Raw genomic sequence first — 23,524 nt, forward strand, 5'->3', positions numbered from 1 at the left:
GCATGAATATCGACACCTTGCTGATCGAACTGCCCGCCGGCAAGCACCCCTGGCGCTTGCCGGTCTTTACCGACCTGGGCCTGCATCAACAGGCCCCGGCCCGTTTGCTGGCAGTGCTCGAACGCCAGCGTCCGGCGGTGGTAATGATGAGCGCCGAACAACTGGAGCGTCTGCTGGACTTTCCCGCCCTGGCCCTGAGTGATCTGAGCCATCTGCAACAACTGTTGTTCATCAGCCTCCGACCGGGCGACTGGCAGTTGGCGGAACGGGCAGCAGCGCAGCTCGATTGCCACGTAGAGGGTTTTACCGATGACGGGCGCGACCTGGTCAGCGTCAAGCGTGAGCACCAGCGCTGGTGCCAGCGGGCACTGGAACATCCCCAGGTGAATGCGGTGGCGCTGCACGGCACGACGCTGTTCGCGGTGCCCCAGCCGTGCGGACCGGCGACAGTGGACGATCAGTTGGACGCGACCGCAGCCGCCGTCGATCAGCAGTTCAGCGTCACGCAGCTGACCGACGCCGTACAGTTGAACCAGCGCTTGAGCTACGCCGCCTTGCTGTCGATGCTCAATGGCCTGGAGCAGTGCGGCCTGCTGCCCGCACCGCTCAACGATGTGGCGCACAGCCTCGCCAATGCCGGCATCGCCCCCGGCCACCGCCCGCTCATCGCACGCTGGCTCGACGTGCTCCAAGCCGAGGATTTGCTGCGCCGCCAAGGCGACCACCTGCATCCCAATCTCGACGCCAGCACCTGGAGCGACGCCAGCCTGGAGGGCATCTGGGCACAGTTGAGCCTGGACTGGGCGCGCAACACCGGCGGCAGCGCCACCCTCGATTACGCGCGCGACAACGCTCGCCAGTTGCCGGCGTTGATGCGCGGTGAGTGCGCAGCGGTGCACCTGCTGTTTCCCGAAGGCCGCACCGAACGTGCGGCAGCGTTGTACCGCGAAAGCCTGGCGGCGCAGTACCAGCATCGCGCCGTGGCTCACTGGATTGGCGCCTGGGCTGCGCGCCAGAGCGGCACCGAGCCCTTGCGGGTGCTGGAAGTCGGTGCCGGCACCGGTTCCACCACCCAGGCCGTAGTGCCGGCCCTGGCCAAGGTCACGGTGGACTATCTGTGCACCGACGTGTCGCGCTACTTCAGCGAACAGGCCGCCGAGCGTCTGCACGCTTGGCCGTGGGTGCGCCACGGGGTGTTTGATATCGACTGCCCCGCCCCTGCCCAAGGCTATCGCACCCAGAGTTGGGACCTGATCGTCGCCGGGGGCGTGCTGAATGCCGCCCGCGACACCGAGCGCTCGCTGGCCACCCTGCTCGCCTTGCTCAAACCCGGCGGCTGGCTGGTGTTCAGCGAGCCGACCCAGGAGGAGTTCTGGGTGATGGCCTCCCAGGCTTTCATGCTCAACCAGGCCAGCGATGAGCGCGCGCTGAGCAGCAGTACCTTCCTGGACCTCAACCAATGGCAAACCGCCCTGGCCCGCGCCGGGTTCCAGGGCAATCGCAGCCTGCCCGCCGCCGACCACCCGCTGGCGTCGCTCGGCCATCGTGTGTTCGTCGCCCAAGTGCCCTGCCAACGCTTGAGCCGCGCCGCGCTGGCCGCGCACCTGGAACACCCAGACCTGCACCTGGAACTGCTCGACCGTTTGCCCGACCTGCCTACCGCCAAGGACTTGCCATGACCCCGCTGGCCTACCCTTTCAATGCCTTCACCGACCTGGAGCTCGCCGAGCCTTACCGCCATGCCCAGCAAGCACCGGGCCTGCTGCGTATCCAGATGCCCATCGGCGCGCCCGCCTGGCTCGCCACCCGCTATGACGATGTGCGCCTGGTGCTGGGCGACCGGCGCTTCAGCCGCAGCGAAGCATTTCGCCGCGACGATGCCCCGCGAGCATTCCCGCGAATTGCCGGCGGCATCGTGATGATGGACCCGCCGCAACTCACTCGGATCCGCTCCCGCGCCGCCCAGGCGTTTACCCGGCGGCGCGTCGAAGCACTGCGCCCCCATGCCCGGGCCTACGCCCATGAGTTGATCGACCGTATGCTCGCCGCCGGCCCGCCCGCCGACTTGGTTAGCGACTATGCCTTACCGTTGCCCCTGGCGTTGATTTGCGAGCTGCTGGGCGTACCGCTGCAAGACCGTGAACGCTTTAAGGTATGGAACGACTCATTGCTGTCGACCCGCGCCGAAGACGCCGCGTTGACCCAACAGCACTTGGGTGAACTGGCCGAGTACATCAAGGGCCTGGTCGCCGAGCGGCGCCGTCAGCCTCAGGACGATTTCATGACCGCCCTGGCCCAGGCCGATGACCAAGGCGAGCGCCTGAGCGAAGACCAACTGCTGCTGTTGTGCATCGCCATCCTCGTCGCCGGCTACGAAGGCAGTGCTTCGCAGATCCCCAATTTCATTCTGGTGTTGCTGGACAACCCCGCACAGTGGCAACAACTCAAGGCCCATCCCGAGCAGATTCCCCAGGCGGTGGAAGAGCTGCTGCGCTATATCCCGCTGGCGTCGGCGGCGATGTTTGTGCATTACGCCCTCGAAGATATCCAGGTAGGTGAAACCCTGGTTCGCCAGGGCGAAGCCGTTTTCGCGTCCATCGGTGCGGCCAACCATGACCCGGCGCGCTTTGCCGACCCGCAAACCCTCAACCTGCAACGCGATGCCGGCGGCCATTTCGGCTTCGGCCACGGCCTGCATCACTGCATCGGCTCGGCGCTGGCGCGGGTGGAGTTGCAAGAGGCGTTGCAAGCCTTGGTAGAACGCCTGCCCAACCTGCAACGCTGCGGGCAGGTGCAGTGGAAAACGGCGACGTTCTTTCGCGGTGCCCACTGCCTGCCGGTGACCTGGTCATGAGCCGCGCTCGTCCACGCGTGATCGTCGCCGGCACCGCGTTCGGCCGCATCTACCTGCAAGCCTTGGCTCGTGCCCATGAGCGCTATGAATTGGTCGGCATCCTGTCGCGTGGCAATGCCTATTCAAAGGCCTGCGCCGATCACTACGGGGTGGCGCTGTACGAGGCCGTCGAGCAGGTGCCCGATAGCGTCGACATTGCCTGCGTGGTGGTGCGTTCCGGCGCCACCGGTGGCGTGGGCAGCGAACTGGCCCAGCAGTTCTTGCGCCGTGGCATTCACGTATTGCAGGAACACCCGGTGCATCACCGCGAAATCGCCGCGTGCATGCAGGCGGCGCGTCAGGGCCAGGCGGCCTATGCGGTCAATACGCTGTACCCGAATATCCTTGCGATCCGGCGTTTTCTGGCGGTAGCCGCGTACCTGCGTGAGCAACAAGGGCTGGCCTATATCGACGCGGCCTGTAACAGCCAGGTGGCCTACCCGTTGCTGGATATTCTCGGGCGCCTGGCCGGTGGTTTGCGGCCCTGGGTATTTGCGGCGCCGGCCGCCAGTGTCGGTGCGCAGCCCTTCACGCGGTTGAACGCCAGCTTCAATGGCGTGCCGATCAGCCTGCGCGTGCAAAACCAGGTACATCCCCAGGACCCGGATAACCACTCGTTCCTGCTGCATCGCCTTGAAGTGGGTTGTGAAGCCGGGGTGCTGAGCCTGTGCGACACCCACGGCCCGGTGCTGTGGAACCCACGCCTGCACGCACCACGGGACGACACCGACCGCCTGATCATGGCAGGCAAAGGCAGTGAACGATTGGCCGGGCCGAGCATGGTGGTGCTCGACCCGCACATACCCGCCAGCTATCACCAGGTGTTCAACCAGCTCTGGCCCGATGCGGTCAGCCTCGCCCTGGATGCGCTGTGCGCCGACATCGCCGAACCGGCGCAGCGCCTGCGCAGCGGCATGTGGGCCACCGAGGTGTCGATGGCCTGGCGTGAAATGAACAGCCTGATCGGCATGCCGGAACTGATTGAACCGCCGATTCCCCGTGCGCTGCCGATGACCGAACTGCATCGCTGCGCCGACGCCGTACAGCCGCCTGGCGCTGACCCCAGCGCGCAACTCGTGGGAGCCCTGCCCTTTTGAACACTGCCCAATCCCGTTCGTCCTGCAGCCATGTGCTGCTGTGGGTTCGCGACCTGCACCAGGCGGTGGCGAACTTTCGCGCCGCCGGTTTCGAGGTCATCTACGCCACCGCCGAGGCCCGCGCGCAACATGCGCATATCTGGTTCAGCCGCGGGCCGATCATCGAGCTGCTCACCACCCCGCGTCATGCCTGGTTGTTCAAGTGGCCCATCGACTGCCTGGCCGGGCGTGGCGCCGGGCGGCGCATGTTGCGCTGGGCTGCCCAGGGTGAGGGGTTTTGCGACCTCGCGCTGCTCTGCGATGACCTGGCCCTGGCACCCCGTCTGACAAACCTGGCGGCCGGCGGCGTGGCCATGGGCCGTGTGGTGAAGTGGCAACGCACCTGTGCGGACGGCAGCCAGACGCGCTTTCGGTTTGTTTACCCACGACATGAGCGCCTGCCGTTTCTGGTCACGCCCTATTCACCCTCCCAGCACCCGCAGCGACTGATCCATCCCAACGGCGCCACGGGGCTGGCGGCCATTCACCTGGGCGTAAGCCCCGCCGACCGCACCGCCCTCAACCTGCTCGCGGGCGATGACCCGATGTTGCACCTGCAACCCGCCGAATTTACCGGCGTACAGGCGGTGCAAGTCGCCGGCCTGGCGCAACCATTGACGTTACACGGTGCGCAATTGCTGAGCTGCCCGACTGCACATGGAGATAGCCATGCTTGATGGATTCACAGACTGGCCCGAAGATTTTATCCGCCGCTACCGCGAGCAAGGCTACTGGCAAGGCGTGCCACTGGGCCAACTGCTGCGTGAGCAAGCCCAGCGTACGCCGCAGCAAGAGGCGCTGGTGGACGGCAACCGACGCTGGAGCTACGCCGAGCTGGACCAACACGCCGACCGCCTGGCCGCCGGCCTCGCCGCGCGCGGGCTGGTCGCCGGCCAGCGAGTGCTGGTGCAACTGCCCAATATCGCCGAGTTTTTCAGCCTGACCTTCGCTCTGTTGCGCCTGGGAGCGATCCCTGTGTTTGCGTTGCCGGCCCACCGCGAACATGAATTGGCCCACTTGGCGCACCTTAGCCAAGCGGTGGCCTATGTGATTATCGACCAGCACTTGGGCTTCGATTATCGGCCCCTGGCGCGCACGTTGCGTAGCCAAGTGTCGAGCCTGCAACAGGTGTGGGTGGTAGGCGCAGCCGAGGAATTCGTGGCCCTGGCCGACTGCGTCGCCACGCCTCACCCGTTCCCGGCGCCGGACGCTCGCGATGTGGCGGTGCTATTGCTGTCCGGCGGCACCACTGGCCTGCCCAAGCTGATCCCGCGCACCCATGACGACTATGCGTGCAATGCCCGGCTGGCGGCGCAAGCCTGCGGTTTCGACCGCCACACCCGTTACCTGGCGGCGCTGCCGGTGGCACATAACTTCCCGCTGGCCTCGCCGGGGGCACTCGGGGTGTTCAGTGTCGGCGCCACCCTGGTACTGGCGCCGGAACCAAGCCCCGACACCGCCTTCGAACTGATCGAGCGCGAACGCATTACCCACACGGCGTTGATTCCGCCATTGGTGTTGCTGTGGCTGGAAGTGGCGCAATGGTCCGACAACGACCTCAGCAGCTTACAATGGCTGCAAGTCGGTGGCGCACGCCTCAAGGCCGAGATCGCCGCACGCATCCGCCCCACCCTGGGCTGTGGCCTGCAACAGGTGTACGGCATGGCCGAAGGATTGCTGTGTTTTACCAGGCTGGATGACCCGCAGGCGCTGGTCTTCGACACCCAGGGCCTGCCGCTGACCGGCGCAGACGAGATCCGTATCGTCGATGCCGACGATGTGCCGGTGGCTCCCGGCGCCGTCGGTGAATTGCTGGTGCGCGGGCCCTACACCATTCGCGGTTACTACAACGCTCGCGAGCACAACCAGCGCGCCTTTACCGCCGATGGCTTTTATCGCAGCGGCGACCTGGTACGGCGCCTGCCCGAAGGGCACTTGATCGTCGAGGGGCGCAGCAAGGATGTGATCAACCGGGGCGGCGAAAAGATTCCGGTGGAAGAGATCGAGAACCTGCTGCTCGGCCATCCGCTGATCCGCGATGTGGCGCTGGTGGCGCTGGCCGACGAGTTGCTGGGTGAGCGCAGTTGCGCCTGCGTACTGGCCCACGGCGCGCCATTGGACCTGGCGTCGATCAACGCCTGGCTGCGCGAGCGTGGGCTGGCGGCCTACAAGTTGCCAGACCGCTTGCAGGTGCTGCGCGAGTTTCCGCTGACGCGCCTGGGCAAGGTCAACCGCAAGGCCCTGGCGGAACAGGTGCTGGCCTTATGAGCCCGTGGCTACGTGTATTGCGTGAGGGGCAACAGCCCCGCGCACGCCTGGTGTGCCTGCCCCACGCCGGTGGCAGCGCGAGCTTTTTTCGGCCGTGGCTGGCGCATTTGCCGGGTGACATTGACCTGTTGGCAGTGCAGTACCCCGGGCGCGAAGAGCGCTTCAACGAAGCGCATATCCCATGCCTGGCGACCCTCGCCGAGCACATCAGCCAGGCGTTGCTGACCTTGCCTGCGCGGCCCCTGTGGCTGTTCGGCCACAGCATGGGCGCGGCGCTTGCCTATGCCGTCGGCACGCTGCTGGAGGCCGGCGGTGTCGGCCCTGACCACGTATTTGTTTCGGCCCACGCACCGCCGCACCGGCAACCCTCCAGCGACCTGCATCGCCAGGACGACAGCGCGTTGATTGCCGACATCCTGCGCCAGGACGCCCAGGCCGCAGACCTGTGGGCCAACCCGCAGTTACGCACGCTGTTTCTGCCGGCGTTGCGCAGCGACTACCAGGCCATCGAAACCTGGCGCCCCGCGAACCTGCGGCCGTTGACGGCACCGCTGGATGTACTGCTGGCCCGCGATGACGCCGAAGTCAGCCTGGAGCAGGCTCGCGCCTGGGCCGACCTGAGCCGCCATACCCCGGACATCCGCCTGTTCGACGGCGACCACTTTTACCTCAAGCATCAGCCGCGACCGGTGATCGACCACCTGTTGCAGCGCACCGCCTACCTTCAGGGAGACGCACGATGAAAACCCCGGAACACTGCACTGGCCTTCACGACATTCGCCATGCCATCGACAGCCTCGACAAGCAGATCATCGACGCCCTCGGCCTGCGCATGCAATACGTCAAGGCCGCCTCCGCATTCAAACCCGACCAGGCCAGCATTGCCGCACCCGATCGCGTTGCGGCGATGTTGCCCCAGCGCCGGCAGTGGGCGCAGGAGGTCGGGCTGGATGGCGAGTTTGTCGAGGGCCTGTTCAACCAGATCATCCACTGGTACATCGCTGAGCAGACGGCCTTCTGGCTACAGAAAAAGAGCCAGTGCGTATGAACGCGGCCGATTTGCTCAAGACCTTCCAGGCCGCGCACCAACGGGCGGTGGCGTACCAGCGCCCCGTTATTGCCGTCAGCGCCTACCCCGCGCCGACGCTGGCGCCCCTGGCACTGTACGAGGCCCATCGCCAGGGTTTCTTCTGGTGTGCGCACTCGCCGGACTTGAGTTTGTTCGGCCTCGGCTGCACCTGGCAGATCGAAGCCTGGGGGCCCCAGCGCATGGCCGAAGTGGATCGCCAATGGTTCGCACTGTGCGCCGATGCGCTGGTGGACGGCCCGCATCCGCCCTTGCTGCTGGGCGGTATGCGCTTTGATGAGCAGCAGCCCTGCGCATCCCATTGGGCGCCGTTTGCCGATGCCAGTTTCCACCTTGCCCACTGGTTGCTCAGCGAGGACAGCCACGGGCGCTGGCTGCGCTGCCAGCGTGTGGTCGAGCCCGGCAGCGATCCTGCGACCTTGGTGCAAGCAAGCCTGGCCGCCCTTGAACAACTGCTCAACCCAGCCACCCACGTTGCCCCCGCCCCCCATGTAGTGGAACGCGTCGCACTGCCGGGGGATCAATGGCAGGCCAAGGTCGACACCGCCTTGAACGTCATCGCCCGGGGTGACTTGAGCAAGGTGGTGCTGGCGCGGCATATCGACCACCACCTGGACGCCGCGCTCGACACTGGCGCGGTGATGGGCCGCCTGCACGCTCGGCGTAACGCCTCGCACTTGTTCGCGATTCACCGGGGCGAACACTGCTTCATGGGCGCCACACCCGAGCGGTTGCTCAGTTGCGAGGCGGGCCGTCTCACCACCCACGCCCTGGCAGGCAGCACCCGTCGTGGGTTAAAGCCCAATGAAGATCAGGCGCTGGGGAAACGTTTATTGGCCGACCCGAAAGAGCAGCACGAGCATCGACTGGTGGTGCAGACCATTACCCAAGCCTTGGGTGACAAGGTCAGCGACCTGCACGCCGCGCCGCACCCCAACTTGCTGAAACTTGCCACCGTGCAGCATTTGAGCACGCCCATCACCGCGAGGCTCAACACCGGCAAGCGCCTGCTGGACGGTATCCAAGCCTTGCACCCTACCCCCGCGGTCGGCGGTCTACCGCGCGCGCCTGCGCTGGATTTTATCCGTGAACACGAAGGCTTTGATCGCGGCTGGTATGCCGCGCCAGTGGGCTGGCTGGACGCCGAGGGCAATGGCGATTTTCTCGTGGCCCTGCGCTCGGCGCTGATCACCCCCAGGCACTGCCATGCGTTTGCTGGCTGCGGGATTGTCGAGGGCTCGCTGCCAGCCAATGAGTACGAAGAAACCCAGATCAAGCTGGCAAGCATGCAACAGGCGCTGCAACTGGCATGCCCTGCTGATACTGACGTGGCGTACAGCCAAACTCGCGGCGAAACACCGTATGCAAGTACTGCGCAGAGGTGAAGCCGCAGCGGGCGGCGATGTCGGCGATGGCCAGGTCCTGGTTCTCCAGGCCCTTGGCGGCGGCGGCGAGTTTGAAGCGCAGGATTTCGTCATGCACGCTGCACCCGCGCACCTTGCGAAAGTGCGCTTCCAATGACGAGCGTGAGACCCCGACATAGGCGGCGACCTGGTCGGTCTTGATCCCCTGGCACGCGTACTGACGGATAAACAGCAATGCCTGCATCACATAAGGGTTGCCCAAGGGCTGATGCAGGCTGGAGGCCTGCACGTTGATCGCGTCCGGCGGCACCAGCACCTGCGTGCCGGTGCAGGGCTTGCCGTGCAGCATCTGATGCAGCAAGGCCGCGGCAGTACGGCCCATGGTCTCGGTGCCCTGGATCACCGAACTCAGCGGCACCCGCGTGAGGGTGCGGGTCAGCGGGTCGTTGTCGATCCCGATCAACGCCACCTCCTCCGGCACCGCAATGCCCGCCGTCAGGCAAGCTTGCAACAACTGCCGGGCACGAGCATCGGTGACCGCGATAATACCGATGGGCTTGGGCAGGCTGTGCAGCCAGGCAATCTGCTGCTCCACCGCGCTGTCCCACAACGGCGCACTGGTGCCCAGGCCGCGATAGATCTCCACCGGCAAGCCATCGCGTTGCACCAAGCCGCGAAAGGCTTTCTCACGCTCCTGCGCCCAGCGATTGGCCTGGGCCTCGGGCAGGCTGAAACAGGCAAACCGCGTCAGCCCGGCCTCGATCAAATGCTCGTAGGCCAGCTTCATCAAGGCGTGGTTATCGGTCGCGACATAGGGAATGCCCTTGGGGTACGCGCTGACATCCTCGTAAGATCCCCCCACCGCCACCACCGGTATCCGACTCCCGGCCAGCGCCTCGCCGATCAACGGGTCATCGAAGTCGGCAATGATGCCGTCTCCCTGCCAACGCTCGATACCGCGCAGACGGCAGAGAAAATCCTCTTCCAGGAACAAGTCCCAGGACGCGCGGGTGCTGCTCAGGTAATTGCCGATACCGGTGATGATGCCGCGGTCGTAGATTTTGCTGCCGTTGAAGAGCAAAGCGATGCGGTGCACGGGCGGTAGGGTTTTCATTGTTTTTGTCCTTGGGGCCGGTAGGTGCAGACTAGACCTCGCTGTGCAAAATCGCACTACACCTTGGTGATTTTCATAATCAGCGGCCAGGGCGCCGTTGCTAGTATCCAGACACCGCCCAGAACAATAAGGAAACCGCCATGCCGTACTTCCCCGGTGTCGAGAAGGTTCGCTTCGAAGGCCCTGCCAGCGCATCCCCCCTCGCCTTTCGCCATTACGACGCCAACAAGCTGATCCTCGGCAAACCCATGCGTGAGCACCTGCGCATGGCCGCTTGTTACTGGCATACCTTTGTGTGGCCGGGAGCGGATATGTTTGGCATGGGTACGTTCAAACGCCCATGGCAGCGCAATGGCGATCCGATGGAGGTGGCAATCGGCAAAGCGGAGGCGGCCTTTGAGTTTTTCTCCAAATTGGGCATCGACTACTACAGCTTTCACGACACCGACGTAGCGCCGGAAGGCAGCTCGCTCAAGGAGTACCGCAACCATTTCGCACAGATGGTCGATCACCTGGAGCGCCATCAGGAACAGACCGGCATCAAGCTGCTGTGGGGCACCGCCAATTGCTTCAGCAACCCGCGCTTTGCCGCCGGGGCCGCGAGTAATCCCGACCCGGAAGTGTTCGCCTTCGCCGCCGCGCAGGTGTTCAGTGCGATGAATGCCACGCTGCGTCTCAAGGGCGCCAACTATGTGTTGTGGGGCGGCCGTGAAGGTTATGAAACCCTGCTCAACACCGACCTCAAGCGTGAGCGTGAGCAGCTCGGCCGGTTTATGCGCATGGTGGTGGAGCACAAGCACAAGATCGGCTTTACGGGTGACCTGTTGATCGAGCCAAAACCTCAGGAGCCTACCAAGCACCAGTACGACTACGACAGTGCCACGGTGTTCGGCTTCCTGCATGAATACGGCCTGGAGAACGAAATCAAGGTGAACATCGAGGCCAACCACGCGACGTTGGCCGGGCACAGTTTTCATCATGAAATTGCCACGGCCGTGTCCCTCGGGATCTTCGGCAGCATCGACGCCAACCGCGGCGACCCGCAGAACGGCTGGGACACCGACCAGTTCCCCAACAGCGTCGAAGAAATGACCCTGGCCACCTATGAAATCCTCAAGGCCGGAGGCTTCAAGAACGGTGGCTACAATTTCGATTCCAAGGTGCGCCGCCAGAGCCTGGACGAGGTGGACCTGTTCCACGGGCATGTGGCAGCCATGGATGTGCTGGCGCTGGCCCTGGAACGTGCGGCGGCGATGGTGCAGAACGACACGTTGCAGCAATTCAAGGACCAGCGTTACGCCGGGTGGGAGCAGCCATTGGGCCAGGCGGTGCTGGCAGGTCAGTTCAGCCTGGAATCATTGGCTGAACATGCGTTTGCCCACGAACTGAATCCGCAGGCCGTGAGTGGTCGACAGGAGATGCTTGAGGGGGTTGTGAATCGGTTTATCTACACCTGAGTGTCCTGTGGCGAGGGAGCAAGCTTTCTCGCCACAATGAGAGTCTTCACCTAGTGTCTTTCCAACAACAATAAAAGGACGCACCACCATGAAGTCATTCAAACGCACCCTGCTCGCAACTGCCCTGGCCCTGCTCGCCTTGCCGGTGATGGCCGATCCGGCCCATCCGAAAATCGGTTTTTCCATCGATGACTTGCGCCTGGAGCGCTGGTCCCGCGACCGCGATTACTTCGTCGCCGCCGCGGAAAAACTTGATGCCAAGGTCTTCGTGCAGTCCGCTGATGCCAACGAGCAAAAGCAAATCTCGCAAATCGAAAACCTGATCTCCCGTGGCGTCGATGTGATCGTGATCGTGCCGTTCAACGCCACGGTGCTGACCAACGCCGTAGCCGAAGCCAAGAAGGCCGGGATCAAAGTGGTGTCTTATGACCGCCTGATCCTCAACGCAGACATCGACGCGTACATCTCGTTTGATAACGAAAAAGTCGGTGAGATGCAGGCCAACGGCGTGCTGCAAGCGGCGCCCAAGGGCAATTACTTCCTGCTCGGCGGCGCACCGACGGATAACAACGCCAAGGTGCTGCGCGAAGGCCAGATGAAGGTGCTGCAACCGGCTATCGACAAGGGCGACATTAAGATTGTCGGCCAGCAGTGGGTCAAGGAGTGGAACCCTACCGAAGCCTTGAGCATTGTCGAAAACGCCCTGACCCGTAATGACAACAAGATCGATGCCATCGTTGCCTCCAACGACGCCACCGCCGGCGGCGCGATCCAGGCCCTGGCCGCACAGAAGCTGGCGGGCAAGGTGCCGATCTCCGGCCAGGACGCTGACCTCGCGGCGATCAAGCGCGTGATCGACGGCACCCAGACCATGACCGTCTACAAGCCGCTCAAGCTGATCGCCACCGAAGCCGCCAAACTCTCGGTGCAACTGGCGCGCAGCGAAAAGCCGACCTACAGCTCGCAGTACGACAACGGCAGCAAGAAAGTCGACACCATCCTGCTCACCCCAACGCCGCTGACCAAAGCCAATATCGACGTACTGGAGAAGGATGGGTTCTACACCAAAGAGCAGATCGGCGGGCAATGACCGCCATGGCCGCCGACTATCTGCTGCAAATGAACGGCATCGTCAAAAGCTTTGGCGGTATCAACGCCCTCAATGGCATCGATATCAAGGTACGCCCGGGAGAGTGCGTCGGGCTGTGCGGTGAGAACGGTGCCGGTAAATCCACCTTGATGAAGGTGCTGTCGGCGGTCTACCCCTACGGCACCTGGGAGGGCGAAATCCTCTGGGACGGGCAACCGCTCAAGGCCCAGTCCATTCGCGAAACCGAGGCCGCCGGCATCGTCATCATTCACCAGGAACTGACCCTGGTGCCCGACCTGTCGGTGGCCGAAAACATCTTCATGGGCCACGAACTGACCCTGCCCGGCGGGCGCATGAACTACCCGGCGATGCTGCAACGGGCCGAAGCCTTGATGCGCGAACTCAAGGTGCCGGACATCAACGTGGCGCTGCCAGTGTCGCAGTACGGCGGCGGCTACCAGCAACTGGTGGAAATCGCCAAGGCCCTCAACAAGCAAGCGCGCCTGTTGATCCTTGACGAGCCGTCCTCAGCCCTGACCCGCTCGGAAATCGAAGTGCTGCTGGACATCATCCAGGGCCTCAAGGCCAAGGGCGTGGCCTGCGTGTATATCTCGCACAAGCTCGATGAAGTGGCGGCGGTGTGCGACACCATCGCAGTGATCCGCGACGGCAAGCACATCGCGACCACCGCCATGGCGGACATGGACATTGCACAGATCATCACCCAAATGGTCGGCCGCGAAATGAGCAACCTCTACCCCACCGAGCCACATGCAGTGGGCGAGGTGATTTTTGAAGCGCGCAACGTCACCTGCTACGACGTCGACAACCCCAAGCGCATGCGCGTCGACGATATTTCGTTTGTGCTCAAGCGCGGCGAAATCCTCGGCATTGCAGGGCTCGTGGGCGCCGGGCGCACCGAACTGGTGTCGGCACTGTTCGGCGCCTACCCCGGACGCTACAGCGCGCAGGTGTGGCTGGACGGCCAAATCGTCGATACGCGCACACCGCTCAAATCGATCCGCGCCGGGTTGTGCATGGTGCCCGAAGACCGCAAGCGCCAAGGCATCATTCCCGACCTGGGCGTCGGCCATAACATCACCCTGGCTGTGCTCGACACCTATGCGCACCTGAGCCGCATCGACGCTGAGGCCGAACTGGGCAGCATCGACCAGCAAATCGCACGTATGCACCTCAAGACCGCCAGCCCGTTGCTGCCGATCACCAGCCTGTCCGGCGGCAATCAGCAAAAGGCCGTGCTCGCGAAAATGCTGATGGCCAAGCCCAAGGTGCTGATCCTCGACGAACCCACACGTGGGGTGGATGTGGGCGCCAAGTATGAGATCTACAAACTGATGGGCGCGCTGGCGGCCGAAGGTGTGTCGATCATCATGGTTTCCTCGGAGCTGGCCGAAGTGCTCGGCGTATCCAACCGCGTGCTGGTAATCGGCGACGGCCAACTGCGCGGTGACTTCATCAACGAGGGGCTTACCCAGGAACAGGTGCTCGCCGCTGCGCTCAGCCAACACCCTAATAATCGGAAGACCGCGTAGATGAATCAGGTCAAACAGCTTTTCACCCGCTACAAAATGCTCGCCCTGGTGATCGCCGTGGCGTTCATCTGGCTGTTTTTCAGTTGGCAGACCGAGGGCGGCTTCGTCACGCCGCGCAACTTGTCCAACCTGCTGCGGCAGATGTCGATCACCGGCATATTGGCGTGCGGTATGGTGCTGGTGATTATCAGCGGCGAGATCGATTTGTCGGTAGGTTCGTTGCTCGGACTGTTGGGCGGGCTGGCGGCGATTCTGGACGTGGTCTATCACGTACCGCTGCTGGCCAACCTCAGCCTGGTGGCGCTGTGCGGGTTGATGATCGGCCTGGCCAACGGTTACATGACCGCCTATCTGCGCATCCCCTCGTTTATCGTCGGCCTGGGCGGGATGCTGGCGTTTCGCGGGATTTTGCTGGGGATTACCGGCGGCACCACCATTGCACCGGTGTCGCCGTCGCTGGTGTATGTGGGCCAGGGGTATTTGCCCCACACCGTCGGTATCGGGCTCGGGGTGTTGCTGTTTGCCCTGACGGTATTCCTCACCTGGAAACAACGGCGCAACCGCGCGTTGCATGGTTTGGCCGCGCACTCGCCGGTGCGTGATGGATTGCGCGTGGTGCTGATCGGCGCGGTGCTCGCCGGGTTTGTCACCACGCTGAACCGCTACGACGGCATTCCGGTACCGGTGCTGTTGTTACTGGTGCTGCTCGGCGTGTTCAGCTACGTCACTCGCCAGACCGTGTTCGGCCGCCGCGTCTATGCGGTGGGCAGCAATATGGAAGCCACGCGCCTGTCGGGCATCAATGTGCAAGCGGTGAAACTGTGGATCTTCGGCATCATGGGCGTGATGTGCGCCCTCGCCGGCCTGGTCAACACCGCCCGCCTCGCCGCTGGCTCCCCGTCGGCGGGCAACATGGGCGAACTCGACGCCATCGCCGCATGTTTTATTGGCGGCACCTCGATGCGCGGTGGCTCGGGCACGGTGTATGGCGCGTTGCTCGGAGCATTGGTGATTACCAGCCTGGATAACGGCATGTCGATGCTCGACGTGGACAGTTACTGGCAGATGATCGTCAAGGGCAGCATTTTGGTAGTGGCGGTGTGGGTGGATGTGAGTACGCGGGCAGGACGGCGCTGATTCGCCAGTCCCTCAAAACGGCGGCGTGGCGCACATAGTCATGCCGCCATCCAGCCGACTGAGGGGCTCAGGCAATCAGTAAATGATCTTCCCATCAAATAGATTGTAAACATGCTTCGGTATTTTGGAGGGCGAAGCGAGGTACACAAACAACTTTTGGCCCTGCTCTTTGAAAGCCAGCACCTGCAAAACCTTTCCAGCACCTATGGCAACATGGTCCTTCAAAAAGTCCGTCGACATATTCATTTTCGGCACTGACTCATCAAATACATACACCACCTGCTGGGTGGCATGGGTTCGCTGCTTCGCCGCGCCTTTGGCCCATCCTTCCCATTCGGCAGAATTACGCACCGTCGCCGAAGCAGATTGTACCCCCGGGTCCTGGAACACTTTCCCAACACCATCTTTAAGCCTTTTCGCGCCTTCATCCGTAACAAAAGCCGAGCGATAAGCTTTGCCTTCATAAGGGTTCAATTGATTGAACTCGCCGAGAAACGCTTCAAGCTCAGGCGTGGTCTTACCCGCTCTCAGTGGTCCGTTGACAAAGTCGGAATCCGCGTGAGTGTAGGTTTCAATCCATTCGAACTCACCCGCATTACTCTCGCCCATAAGTGTAACCAGCGTCTTTGTAAACTGCTCTACCTCGTGTTCCTTGACGGGGAGCGCCATGTCGGCATGTTGTTGAGCAACGGCGTCCAACGTTTCCCGTGCCTGTCTGTATTTACGGGAAAAATATTCTTTCAGCCCGCCACCCGGGACGCCCATTCTTGTCCACACTCCCGCCTCATCCGGCTTGGCGGCAATGCCGCTATATGCCAATTTTGAGGGGGCTTGCGCGTCGGGTACTCGCAACTTGTAATGTTCACCATCTGCCACATCGGGTTTGTCAGCAACAAAATACTTCTTGCCCCTGAACTCCACCTCGCGCATTCCCGCAAAGGTTGGCGCTGGGGTGGACGGCGTAGTGGCCGGAGCATTTGATATTCGCGTCAGTTCAACTTCGTTAGGCTGCGCTGCAGGGTGCCATTGGTAACGATCATTGGCGCTGGCGTTAAACGGTATGAGCGGCGGCTCCTGCGCCTCTGGCCCGACTGGCGACAGCTCGTGCGCCAGCTGCAAAGCTGAAATGGCCGCTGCGGCATTGCCTGCCACGCGATCATTAGCCGTCATGCCATAAATGGAGTCGTGCACTCCGAAAACGATCTGGCCCAGATTGCCAACGACGGGCGCATAACCAAAGGTACTGCCCCATACTTCTTTTATTGCCTTCCATCGTTGCTGCGAGGCGCCAAATACCTGTGTCTGGTCATTCCACACCGCATTATTGGCATTTAACCCTTGGTACGCTGCGGCAATACCGGAGCTGAGGCTACCGTGCTTCAAAAAATAATCACTGCCTCGCGACTTCGTATAATTGAATGTTTCCCACACCGGCACAGCCTTGTCTTTGACTATGTTTTGACGCCCCGGATAGGTAGCAAGATTGCCCGCAATGTAATGATCAAGTACCTCGCCAGCTTTGGGCCAATGCGCGTCTTTACCGCCTTGTCTGTCGCTGGCATTGAATCGACTGACGATGTGATCGCGATTTTCTTTGGCCCACTCGGAAAACCCTCTATCGCCCGATATTTCACTGGCCTTGCCGCTCTTCAAATCAATCATCAACCCCTTATTGGGGCGATGCTCGACATTCCCATCAAAGGGCAAGTCAGGAATAAAGGCATAGCCTGCCAATGGGTAACCATAGAGATTGGGAATAATGACTTGGCCGTTCCAATATAACGTTCGATGGATCGCCTCTTGTGTTTCAACGCTTAACTTTTCGAAGCCAGTCTTATCGTTTAACAGGCTTTGCAAGGTGCCGCGCAGCACATAGACATCCGCTTTGCCCGAGCGCTCGGCCAGTGGCCCTGACTCATCGCTCATTGGCTTGGCTACCTCAGCTTCCCAATGGCCCTGGAGTCGCGCTCCCAACGCCTCCAGATCACTGATCCTGCTGCGGTCTTGTGGCTCGATGTGGGTTGTTCGGAAATTGACCAGGCCACCTTCCGATGTCCGGTCGTGCTTTAGCGCGCCAGCTGCTATTTCCCAAGCAAAGTAGGTGCGTGTGTCCGTGTTGGTTTTTACCTCCGGCGTCCATTTCCCTACGTAAGTGTTGAATGTCACGCTGATTTTTTCATGGGGGTCGTACCCAGCGGCCAACAATCCGGCGCTAAAGTAACCTGCAGGTTCCAGGAACTGACGAGTCTGTTGGAACCGGATATTGCGCTCACCTTCGTTCCCCCGTTCTATGCTATCGATCAGCGCGGTAACCCGGAGGGCATACGCATCGATACACTGCAGCTGTTCTTCCAGGGTATTGCGCAAAGAGCTCGTGAAAGGTCCATGGATGATCGTAGTGTAAAGCGCCTCTTGGGACAGAGGTCGGGCCAGAATGCTCGATGTTTCGCTGAGAGGGTCAGCTGTATTGTTGCTGGGGAAATCCAGTGCGCCCGTGATCTCTGAATACGAGGGATCACCGGGCAAATAGCAATCGGGGCTCAGTGAAGAAAAATCATCCAAGAACATTGATGAGGTACCTTTTCCAGACAATTGCGATTACCCCACCTGACTGCATCATAGGGGGCAGGCTGCGCTGGTGGAGTTTGCGTACACAGATCGCGCCCCCTCGTAACTACATCAGCCGTCAGATGAGTCGCACCTCCAAGCGAATAGGTTCCTCCAATAAGCGTGGCACGTGTTACATGCCGTTTTCGCTATTGCTCACTGTCGATATTGCACATTGGTTAGTGGCGCCTTTGGGCGCGCCATGGTTAAAACTGTGGGAGGGGGCTTGCTCCCGATGAGGGAGTGTCAGAAGCACATCTGTGACTGACCCGCCGCCCTCGGGGGCAAGTCGAATCGTCGCACCGCCCCTCCCACATTGATCTGATTTTTTCCATGGGTTATTGCGAACGCAAACTAAAAGTCCATAATGGACAAATAAGTTTATTCAGAGGCGTCCATGTCCAATCCCCCCCTCATCATCGACCAGGCCCAGGCCCGTAGCTTGCTGGCTCAAATCGACGTGCCCGCTATCCTGCGCAAGCTGTTTCGCGAGCTCGCCGCCGGGCAGGCGGTGCAGCCGGCGCAGCAGTGGGTGGAGTTTCCCCAAGGCGCGGGAGATTTCATCAATTACCTGGGAGTGCTGGCAGAAGATGGCGTGTATGGCGTCAAGACCTCGCCCTACATCGTGCGTGAACAGGGCCCGCTGGTGACGGCGTGGACCCTGCTGATGTCGATGCACAGCGGCCAGCCGCTGCTGTTGTGCGATGCCGCTGAATTGACCACCGCACGCACGGCCGCCACCACCGCATTGGCAGTCGACGCGCTGGCGCCGCTGTCGGCCCAGCGCCTGGCGATTATCGGCAGCGGCAAGGTCGCCCAGGCACACCTGCGCTATGTGCAAAACCTGCGTGACTGGCAGCACATCCGCCTGTATTCCCCAAGCCTTGGCAGTGCCAGCGCCGAAACGCGCGCGCAACTCAACGCGCTGGACCCGCGCCTGAGCCTCGCCGCCAGCTGCGATGCCGCGCTGCAAGATGCCGATGTGATTCTGCTCTGCACCTCATCGGCAGGCCCAGTGATCGACCCGATGCGCCTGAGCAAGCCCGCGTTGATCACCTCCATCAGCACCAACGCACCGCGTGCCCACGAAGTGCCTCCCGTGTGCCTGGAACAGATGCAGGTGTACTGCGATTATCGCCAGACCACCCCGGATGCGGCGGGCGACATGCTGATTGCCAGCGAACAGCACGGCTGGGATAAACGTGCGGTGCTCGGCGACCTGCCCGAACTGCTCAGCGATATGGCGCAGCGCCCGGACCCTCAGCGCCATGTGTTTTTCCGCTCTATCGGCCTGGGCCTGGAAGATATTGCATTGGCCAATGCCCTGTACCAACGCCAGCGCTAATCAGGAGATTCACATGCACCACGCAGACTTCATCATCATCGGCGGCGGCATTGCCGGCGCGTCCACCGGCTTCTGGTTGTCGCAGCACGCCAAGGTGCTGGTGCTGGAGCGCGAAAACCATCCGGCTTATCACTCCACGGGGCGCTCGGCGGCGCTCTACACCGCTGCATACGGCACCCCGCAAGTGCGCGCGCTGACCCTGGCCAGCCGGGCGTTTTTCGACCAGCCGCCAGCAGGTTTCTGCGAACACCCACTGCTCACTCCGCGGGGCGAAATGACCGTCGATTTCACCGGCGACCCGACCGAACTCGACAGTCAATACCTGAGCGCCAAAGCCACCGTGGCACAGGTACAACGCTTGAGCGCCGACGAGGCCTGTAAACGCTTGCCGATCCTGCGCCGGGAAAAAGTCCACGGCGCAATCTATGACCCAACGGCGTGCGACATCGATACCGACGCCCTGCACCAGGGCTACCTGCGCGGCATCCGTCGCAACAATGGCCAAGTGCGCACCGACAGCCATGTGCTGGGCTTGAGCCGCGACATCGACGGCCTGTGGCACGTGCGTACCCAGGATGGGACCTTCACCGCGCCGGTCATCATCAATGCTGCCGGCGCCTGGGCCGACCATATCGGCGGCCTGGCAGGCGCGGCCTCCATCGGTTTGCAACCCAAACGTCGCTCCGCATTTATCTTCGCCGGCCCGGACGGCGTCGATGCCCATGACTGGCCGATGCTGGTGGCCCTTGACGAAGCCTTCTACATGAAGCCCGACGCGGGCATGTTCCTCGGCTCGCCGGCCAATGCCGACCCGGTCCAGGCCCAGGACGTGCAACCCGAAGAGCTGGATATCGCCATGGGCATCTACCAGATCGAGGAAGCCACCACCCTGACCATCCGCCGCCCGACGCGCACCTGGGCCGGCCTGCGCAGTTTTGTGGCCGATGGGGATTTGCTCAGCGGTTTTGACCCACAGGTACCGGGGCTGTTCTGGGTGGCGGCACAGGGCGGTTATGGCATCCAGACCTCACCGGCCATGGGCCAGGCCAGCGCTGCACTGGTGCGCGGCGAGCCGCTGCCCGAGCACCTCGTACAGTTCGGGCTGGACGCTGGTATGCTCTCCCCCGTCCGCCTGGAGCCCCTTTGATGAACACCGCTGAACACGACAACGTCATGCAGAACTTTCGTGCGATTGCCGATGCGATCGCCACGCTGTTCTTTCCCCATGCGGAGGTGGTCCTGCATGACCTGCGCACGCAAACCGTCGACTACATCGCCAACAATCTGTCCAAACGCAGCCTGGGTGACGACTCGTCGCTGGAGGACATGCTCGACGGCGACGTCAGCGAAGTGAATATCGGCCCTTATGAGAAGCTTAACTGGGACGGTCAGAAAATCCGCAGCCTGAGCACCGTGCTGCACGACCACAACGGACGCCGGCTGGCCGTGCTGTGCATCAACCTGAATATCTCACTGCTGGAAAACGCTAAGGCCGCGCTGGATCTGTTCCTGTCGCCGAGCAAGCTGATCGCCCAGCCGGACGCGCTGTTTCGCGATGATTGGCAGGAGCGCATCAACACCTTTCTGCATGGCTGGCTGCGTGAGCGTCAGTTGAGCCTGAACCTGCTGACCCGCGACCACAAACGTGAACTGGTGTTGGCGTTACACGCCGAAGGCGCGTTCAAGGGCAAGAGCGCGTCCAACTATGTCGCCAACGTACTGGGCATGGGGCGGGCGACGGTCTACAAGCATTTGAAGGAACTCAAGGGTTGAGCCCTTTCTGAAGACAGCGCCGCCCCCTGTGGGAGCTCGACAGCTCCCACATTGACCGCGTATTTCCCTGGATCAGTCGCCGTAGATATCAGCCTTGAAGTACTGCTGTGAAATCTTCTGGTATTCACCACTGGCACGAATGCCGTCGATGGCCGCATTCAATTCGCTGACCAACTCGCCATTGCCCTTGCGCACCGCAATCCCCGCGCCCTCGCCCACGTATTTCGGATCCTTGAGTTCCGGCCCCACAAACGCGTAACCCTGGCCGCGTGGCATCGAGAGGAAGTCACTCAAGGGGATGGTGTCAGCAAAAATCGCGTCCAGGCGCCCTGCGGCCAGGTCCATGTAGATCTCTTCGTTATTGCTGTAGCGCTTGACGTTGATGCCCTTGGGTTCGAACACCTCGGTGGCATAACGGTCGGTGGTGGTGGCGCGCTGTACGCCGACGTTCTTGCCCTTGAGGCTGGCGTACTGGTCATCCACCACTGCGCCGTCCTTCATCACCAGGCGTGAGGAGGTGAAGTAGTATTTGTGGGTGAAATCCACCGACTTCTTGCGGTCCTCGTTGATGGTCATGGACGACAGCGCCAGGTCGATTTTCTTGACCTTGAGGGACGGGATCAAACCATCGAACTCACCTTCAACCCACACGCACTTGACCTTCATTTGCGCGCACAGGGCGTTGCCGATGTCGTAGTCGAAGCCGACGATCTTGCCGTCGCCGGTCTTGGACGCAAACGGTGGGTAAGCGGCCTCGATGCCGATGCGCAGGGTTTTCTCGGCGGCCAGCAGGTGGCTGGCAGCGAACAGACTCAGGGCCAGGGCGGGAATAAGGTGGCGTTTCTTCATGAGCGGGTTCTCGCGGGTTGTTGTTGGTTTGGCAAGAGTGAAGAAAAACGGACAGCAGCTGTTTTGTACTTATAATTCCATACTGGACTTTTATGCTCATCGCGTCAATTCAGAACAAACGCGTACGAAATGTGGGAGGGGGCTTGCTCCCGATAGCGGTGTTTCAGTCACATAGAGACTGACTGACACTCTGCTATCGGGAGCAAGCCCCCTCCCACACTTGGACTTACAGTGCTCGTGAGACCTTACTTCGACACCGGCATCGCAAACTCCGCACCCTGTTCAATACTCTCCGACCAACGCTGCATGATCGACTTCTGCTTGGTGTAGAAACGCACCCCCTCAGTGCCGTAGGCATGCATGTCGCCAAACAGGCTCTTCTTCCAGCCGCCAAAACCATGCCAGGCCATCGGTACAGGGATCGGCACGTTGATGCCAACCATGCCCACTTCAATGCGCCGGGCGAATTCGCGGGCGATGTTGCCGTCGCGGGTGAAGCAGCTGACGCCGTTGCCAAACTCGTGGTCGTTGACCAGCTTCACCGCTTCGGCGAAATCGTTGACGCGCACGCAGGCCAGCACCGGGCCGAAGATTTCTTCGCGGTAGATGCTCATGTCTTGGGTCACGTGGTCGAACAGCGTGGCGCCAAGCCAGAAGCCGTTTTCCAGGCCGGGTTCGGTGGGCACGTAGTCACGACCGTCGAGTAGCAATTGCGCGCCGGCCTGTACACCTTGCTCGATATAGCCGCTGATGCGCTCCAGGGCGGCCCGCGACACGATCGGGCCCATCTCGGCTTTTAAGTCGCGGCCATCAGTGATGCGCAGCGTCTTGGCGCGCTCGCTCAAGGCGGCGATGACCTTATCCCCCACATCCCCCACCAGCACCGCCACCGAAATGGCCATGCAGCGCTCGCCGGCGCTACCGTAGGCAGCGCCCATCAGTGCATCGACGGTGCGCTCGATATCGGCGTCGGGCATCACCACCATGTGGTTTTTCGCCCCGCCCAGGCCTTGTACGCGCTTGCCGTTGCGGGCGCCGCTCTCATAGATGTACTGGGCAATCGGCGTAGAACCGACAAAGCTCACGGCCTTGACGTCCGGGTGTTCGATCAGCGCATCCACCGATTCCTTGTCGCCCTGCACCACGTTGAACACGCCTTTGGGCAAGCCCGCTTCACGCAGCAGCTCGGCCATGAACAACGAAGCGCTCGGGTCGGTGGGGCTTGGCTTGAGGATGAAGGTGTTGCCCGCCGCGATGGCGATCGGGTACATCCACATCGGCACCATCACCGGGAAGTTGAATGGCGTCACGCCGGCCACCACGCCCAGCGGCTGGCGCATGGTCCAGTTGTCCATGCCACGGGAGACCTGGTCGGAATGCTCGCCCTTGAGCAGGTTGGGAATGCCGCAGGCAAATTCGAGAATGTCGATGCCACGGTCGACTTCGCCCTGGGCGTCGGTGAAGACCTTGCCGTGCTCGGCGACAATGATGCGCGCCAAGTCATCCTTGCGCTCACGCAGCAGGTGCAGGTATTCAAACAACACGCGGGCGCGGCGGATCGGCGGGGTGTCGGCCCAGCCGGCGAATGCAGCCTGGGCGGCAGCGACGGCTTCGCCTACGGTCTGGCGGCTGGCCAGGGCCACGCGCGCGGTGACGTCACCGGTGGCCGGGTTGTAGACGTCCTGATAGCGATCATCGCGGCTCACGCGCTGGTCGTTGATGTAGTGCTCGATGGTCGTGGTCATGGCAATGGATCCCAGGTGGGTAGCGTTGGGACACACGATAGGCTTTCGATTTGTTCCAAACCAGAGCAGAATCCAGAACTTATTGTCCTTTTATGCGAACAATACA

Annotated in this window: 19 protein-coding genes; 15 read left to right on the forward strand and 4 right to left on the reverse strand. The window is 62.1% G+C overall.

Annotated features, from left to right (window positions below):
- The first annotated feature begins 2 nt into the window (after nt 1–2).
- The 8 genes from JH25_RS23450 to JH25_RS23415 are packed head-to-tail and all read left to right on the forward strand — an operon-like array spanning nt 3 to nt 8,769.
- Entirely contained in the window at nt 3–1,679 is a 1,677-nt protein-coding gene (locus JH25_RS23450; protein ID WP_032876526.1) for a class I SAM-dependent methyltransferase, read from the forward strand.
- Nucleotides 1,676–2,854 carry a cytochrome P450 gene (locus JH25_RS23445; RefSeq protein WP_032876529.1) on the forward strand — a complete coding sequence of 393 codons (1,179 nt, stop codon included), beginning with the start codon at nt 1,676–1,678 and terminating at the stop codon, nt 2,852–2,854. Before JH25_RS23450 ends, JH25_RS23445 begins: the two co-directional genes overlap by 4 nt.
- Nucleotides 2,851–3,990, forward strand: coding sequence for a Gfo/Idh/MocA family oxidoreductase (locus JH25_RS23440; protein WP_032876532.1), 1,140 nt, complete (start codon nt 2,851–2,853; stop codon nt 3,988–3,990). Before JH25_RS23445 ends, JH25_RS23440 begins: the two co-directional genes overlap by 4 nt.
- Nucleotides 3,987–4,706, forward strand: coding sequence for a VOC family protein (locus JH25_RS23435; protein ID WP_032876535.1), 720 nt, complete (start codon nt 3,987–3,989; stop codon nt 4,704–4,706). Before JH25_RS23440 ends, JH25_RS23435 begins: the two co-directional genes overlap by 4 nt.
- The gene (locus JH25_RS23430; protein WP_032876538.1) at nt 4,699–6,297 is read left to right on the forward strand and encodes a (2,3-dihydroxybenzoyl)adenylate synthase; all 1,599 of its coding nucleotides are present in this window, start codon (nt 4,699–4,701) and stop codon (nt 6,295–6,297) included. Before JH25_RS23435 ends, JH25_RS23430 begins: the two co-directional genes overlap by 8 nt.
- On the forward strand, nt 6,294–7,040 hold the full coding sequence (locus JH25_RS23425; protein WP_032876541.1) for a thioesterase II family protein: 747 nt from the start codon (nt 6,294–6,296) through the stop codon (nt 7,038–7,040). The genes JH25_RS23430 and JH25_RS23425 overlap by 4 nt, the downstream gene beginning before the upstream one ends.
- Nucleotides 7,037–7,345, forward strand: a complete 309-nt coding sequence (locus tag JH25_RS23420; RefSeq protein WP_005787433.1) for an isochorismate lyase — start codon at nt 7,037–7,039, stop codon at nt 7,343–7,345. The genes JH25_RS23425 and JH25_RS23420 overlap by 4 nt, the downstream gene beginning before the upstream one ends.
- Complete coding sequence (locus tag JH25_RS23415; protein ID WP_032876543.1) at nt 7,342–8,769, forward strand: isochorismate synthase; 1,428 nt, start codon at nt 7,342–7,344, stop codon at nt 8,767–8,769. The genes JH25_RS23420 and JH25_RS23415 overlap by 4 nt, the downstream gene beginning before the upstream one ends.
- Here the strand turns inward: JH25_RS23415 and JH25_RS27795 are convergent.
- The gene (locus JH25_RS27795; protein WP_081883272.1) at nt 8,657–9,862 is read right to left on the reverse strand and encodes a XylR family transcriptional regulator; all 1,206 of its coding nucleotides are present in this window, start codon (nt 9,860–9,862) and stop codon (nt 8,657–8,659) included. The two genes, JH25_RS23415 and JH25_RS27795, sit on opposite strands and share 113 nt — an antisense overlap.
- A gap of 140 nt (nt 9,863–10,002) precedes the next feature.
- On the opposite strand from JH25_RS27795, the gene xylA reads away from it, so the two are divergent.
- The 4 genes from xylA to JH25_RS23390 all read left to right on the forward strand — a co-directional run bounded on the left by xylA (nt 10,003) and on the right by JH25_RS23390 (nt 15,099).
- Nucleotides 10,003–11,319, forward strand: coding sequence for a xylose isomerase (gene xylA, locus JH25_RS23405; RefSeq protein ID WP_032876547.1), 1,317 nt, complete (start codon nt 10,003–10,005; stop codon nt 11,317–11,319).
- 88 nt (nt 11,320–11,407) lie between these two features.
- Complete coding sequence (xylF, locus tag JH25_RS23400; RefSeq protein WP_032876549.1) at nt 11,408–12,409, forward strand: D-xylose ABC transporter substrate-binding protein; 1,002 nt, start codon at nt 11,408–11,410, stop codon at nt 12,407–12,409.
- Entirely contained in the window at nt 12,406–13,962 is a 1,557-nt protein-coding gene (gene xylG, locus JH25_RS23395; protein ID WP_032876552.1) for a D-xylose ABC transporter ATP-binding protein, read from the forward strand. Before xylF ends, xylG begins: the two co-directional genes overlap by 4 nt.
- A complete protein-coding gene (locus JH25_RS23390) occupies nt 13,963–15,099 on the forward strand; it encodes a sugar ABC transporter permease (protein ID WP_032876554.1) in 1,137 nt (378 codons plus the stop codon).
- A 75-nt stretch (nt 15,100–15,174) separates the two neighbouring features.
- Here the strand turns inward: JH25_RS23390 and JH25_RS27580 are convergent, their stop codons facing one another.
- Nucleotides 15,175–17,667 (reverse strand): hypothetical protein, encoded by a 2,493-nt coding sequence (locus tag JH25_RS27580; protein WP_050549302.1) that lies wholly within the window; start codon nt 17,665–17,667, stop codon nt 15,175–15,177.
- A 436-nt stretch (nt 17,668–18,103) separates the two neighbouring features.
- Here JH25_RS27580 and JH25_RS23385 point away from each other — a divergent pair, with 436 nt between their 5' ends.
- From JH25_RS23385 to JH25_RS23375, 3 genes are read left to right on the forward strand one after another with little or no spacing between them, the layout of a single operon-like run.
- Nucleotides 18,104–19,051, forward strand: a complete 948-nt coding sequence (locus tag JH25_RS23385; protein WP_032876556.1) for an ornithine cyclodeaminase family protein — start codon at nt 18,104–18,106, stop codon at nt 19,049–19,051.
- Nucleotides 19,052–19,064: 13 nt separating this feature from the next.
- Nucleotides 19,065–20,198, forward strand: coding sequence for an NAD(P)/FAD-dependent oxidoreductase (locus tag JH25_RS23380; protein ID WP_032876559.1), 1,134 nt, complete (start codon nt 19,065–19,067; stop codon nt 20,196–20,198).
- The gene (locus JH25_RS23375) at nt 20,198–20,824 is read left to right on the forward strand and encodes a helix-turn-helix transcriptional regulator (RefSeq protein ID WP_005787407.1); all 627 of its coding nucleotides are present in this window, start codon (nt 20,198–20,200) and stop codon (nt 20,822–20,824) included. The genes JH25_RS23380 and JH25_RS23375 overlap by 1 nt, the downstream gene beginning before the upstream one ends.
- Nucleotides 20,825–20,896: 72 nt before the next feature.
- Here the strand turns inward: JH25_RS23375 and JH25_RS23370 are convergent, their stop codons facing one another.
- Together JH25_RS23370 and JH25_RS23365 are read right to left on the reverse strand one after the other, a co-directional pair.
- The gene (locus JH25_RS23370; RefSeq protein WP_032876562.1) at nt 20,897–21,673 is read right to left on the reverse strand and encodes an ABC transporter substrate-binding protein; all 777 of its coding nucleotides are present in this window, start codon (nt 21,671–21,673) and stop codon (nt 20,897–20,899) included.
- Nucleotides 21,674–21,918: 245 nt separating this feature from the next.
- Nucleotides 21,919–23,418, reverse strand: coding sequence for a CoA-acylating methylmalonate-semialdehyde dehydrogenase (locus JH25_RS23365; protein WP_032876565.1), 1,500 nt, complete (start codon nt 23,416–23,418; stop codon nt 21,919–21,921).
- Nucleotides 23,419–23,524 lie beyond the last annotated feature (106 nt).

The organism is Pseudomonas sp. BRG-100, assembly GCF_000737955.1.
Taxonomy (GTDB): domain Bacteria; phylum Pseudomonadota; class Gammaproteobacteria; order Pseudomonadales; family Pseudomonadaceae; genus Aquipseudomonas; species Aquipseudomonas synxantha_A.

Excerpts from the sequence above, each read along its gene's own strand:
- JH25_RS23450 (WP_032876526.1), top strand. The coding sequence starts at position 3 with ATGAATATCGACACCTTGCTGATCGAACTGCCCGCCGGCAAGCACCCC.
- JH25_RS23445 (WP_032876529.1), top strand. The coding sequence starts at position 1,676 with ATGACCCCGCTGGCCTACCCTTTCAATGCCTTCACCGACCTGGAGCTC.
- JH25_RS23440 (WP_032876532.1), top strand. The coding sequence starts at position 2,851 with ATGAGCCGCGCTCGTCCACGCGTGATCGTCGCCGGCACCGCGTTCGGC.
- JH25_RS23430 (WP_032876538.1), top strand. The coding sequence starts at position 4,699 with ATGCTTGATGGATTCACAGACTGGCCCGAAGATTTTATCCGCCGCTAC.
- JH25_RS23425 (WP_032876541.1), top strand. The coding sequence starts at position 6,294 with ATGAGCCCGTGGCTACGTGTATTGCGTGAGGGGCAACAGCCCCGCGCA.
- JH25_RS23420 (WP_005787433.1), top strand. The coding sequence starts at position 7,037 with ATGAAAACCCCGGAACACTGCACTGGCCTTCACGACATTCGCCATGCC.
- JH25_RS23415 (WP_032876543.1), top strand. The coding sequence starts at position 7,342 with ATGAACGCGGCCGATTTGCTCAAGACCTTCCAGGCCGCGCACCAACGG.
- JH25_RS27795 (WP_081883272.1), bottom strand. The coding sequence starts at position 9,862 with ATGAAAACCCTACCGCCCGTGCACCGCATCGCTTTGCTCTTCAACGGC.
- xylA (WP_032876547.1), top strand. The coding sequence starts at position 10,003 with ATGCCGTACTTCCCCGGTGTCGAGAAGGTTCGCTTCGAAGGCCCTGCC.
- xylF (WP_032876549.1), top strand. The coding sequence starts at position 11,408 with ATGAAGTCATTCAAACGCACCCTGCTCGCAACTGCCCTGGCCCTGCTC.
- xylG (WP_032876552.1), top strand. The coding sequence starts at position 12,406 with ATGACCGCCATGGCCGCCGACTATCTGCTGCAAATGAACGGCATCGTC.
- JH25_RS23390 (WP_032876554.1), top strand. The coding sequence starts at position 13,963 with ATGAATCAGGTCAAACAGCTTTTCACCCGCTACAAAATGCTCGCCCTG.
- JH25_RS27580 (WP_050549302.1), bottom strand. The coding sequence starts at position 17,667 with ATGTTCTTGGATGATTTTTCTTCACTGAGCCCCGATTGCTATTTGCCC.
- JH25_RS23385 (WP_032876556.1), top strand. The coding sequence starts at position 18,104 with ATGTCCAATCCCCCCCTCATCATCGACCAGGCCCAGGCCCGTAGCTTG.
- JH25_RS23380 (WP_032876559.1), top strand. The coding sequence starts at position 19,065 with ATGCACCACGCAGACTTCATCATCATCGGCGGCGGCATTGCCGGCGCG.
- JH25_RS23375 (WP_005787407.1), top strand. The coding sequence starts at position 20,198 with ATGAACACCGCTGAACACGACAACGTCATGCAGAACTTTCGTGCGATT.
- JH25_RS23370 (WP_032876562.1), bottom strand. The coding sequence starts at position 21,673 with ATGAAGAAACGCCACCTTATTCCCGCCCTGGCCCTGAGTCTGTTCGCT.
- JH25_RS23365 (WP_032876565.1), bottom strand. The coding sequence starts at position 23,418 with ATGACCACGACCATCGAGCACTACATCAACGACCAGCGCGTGAGCCGC.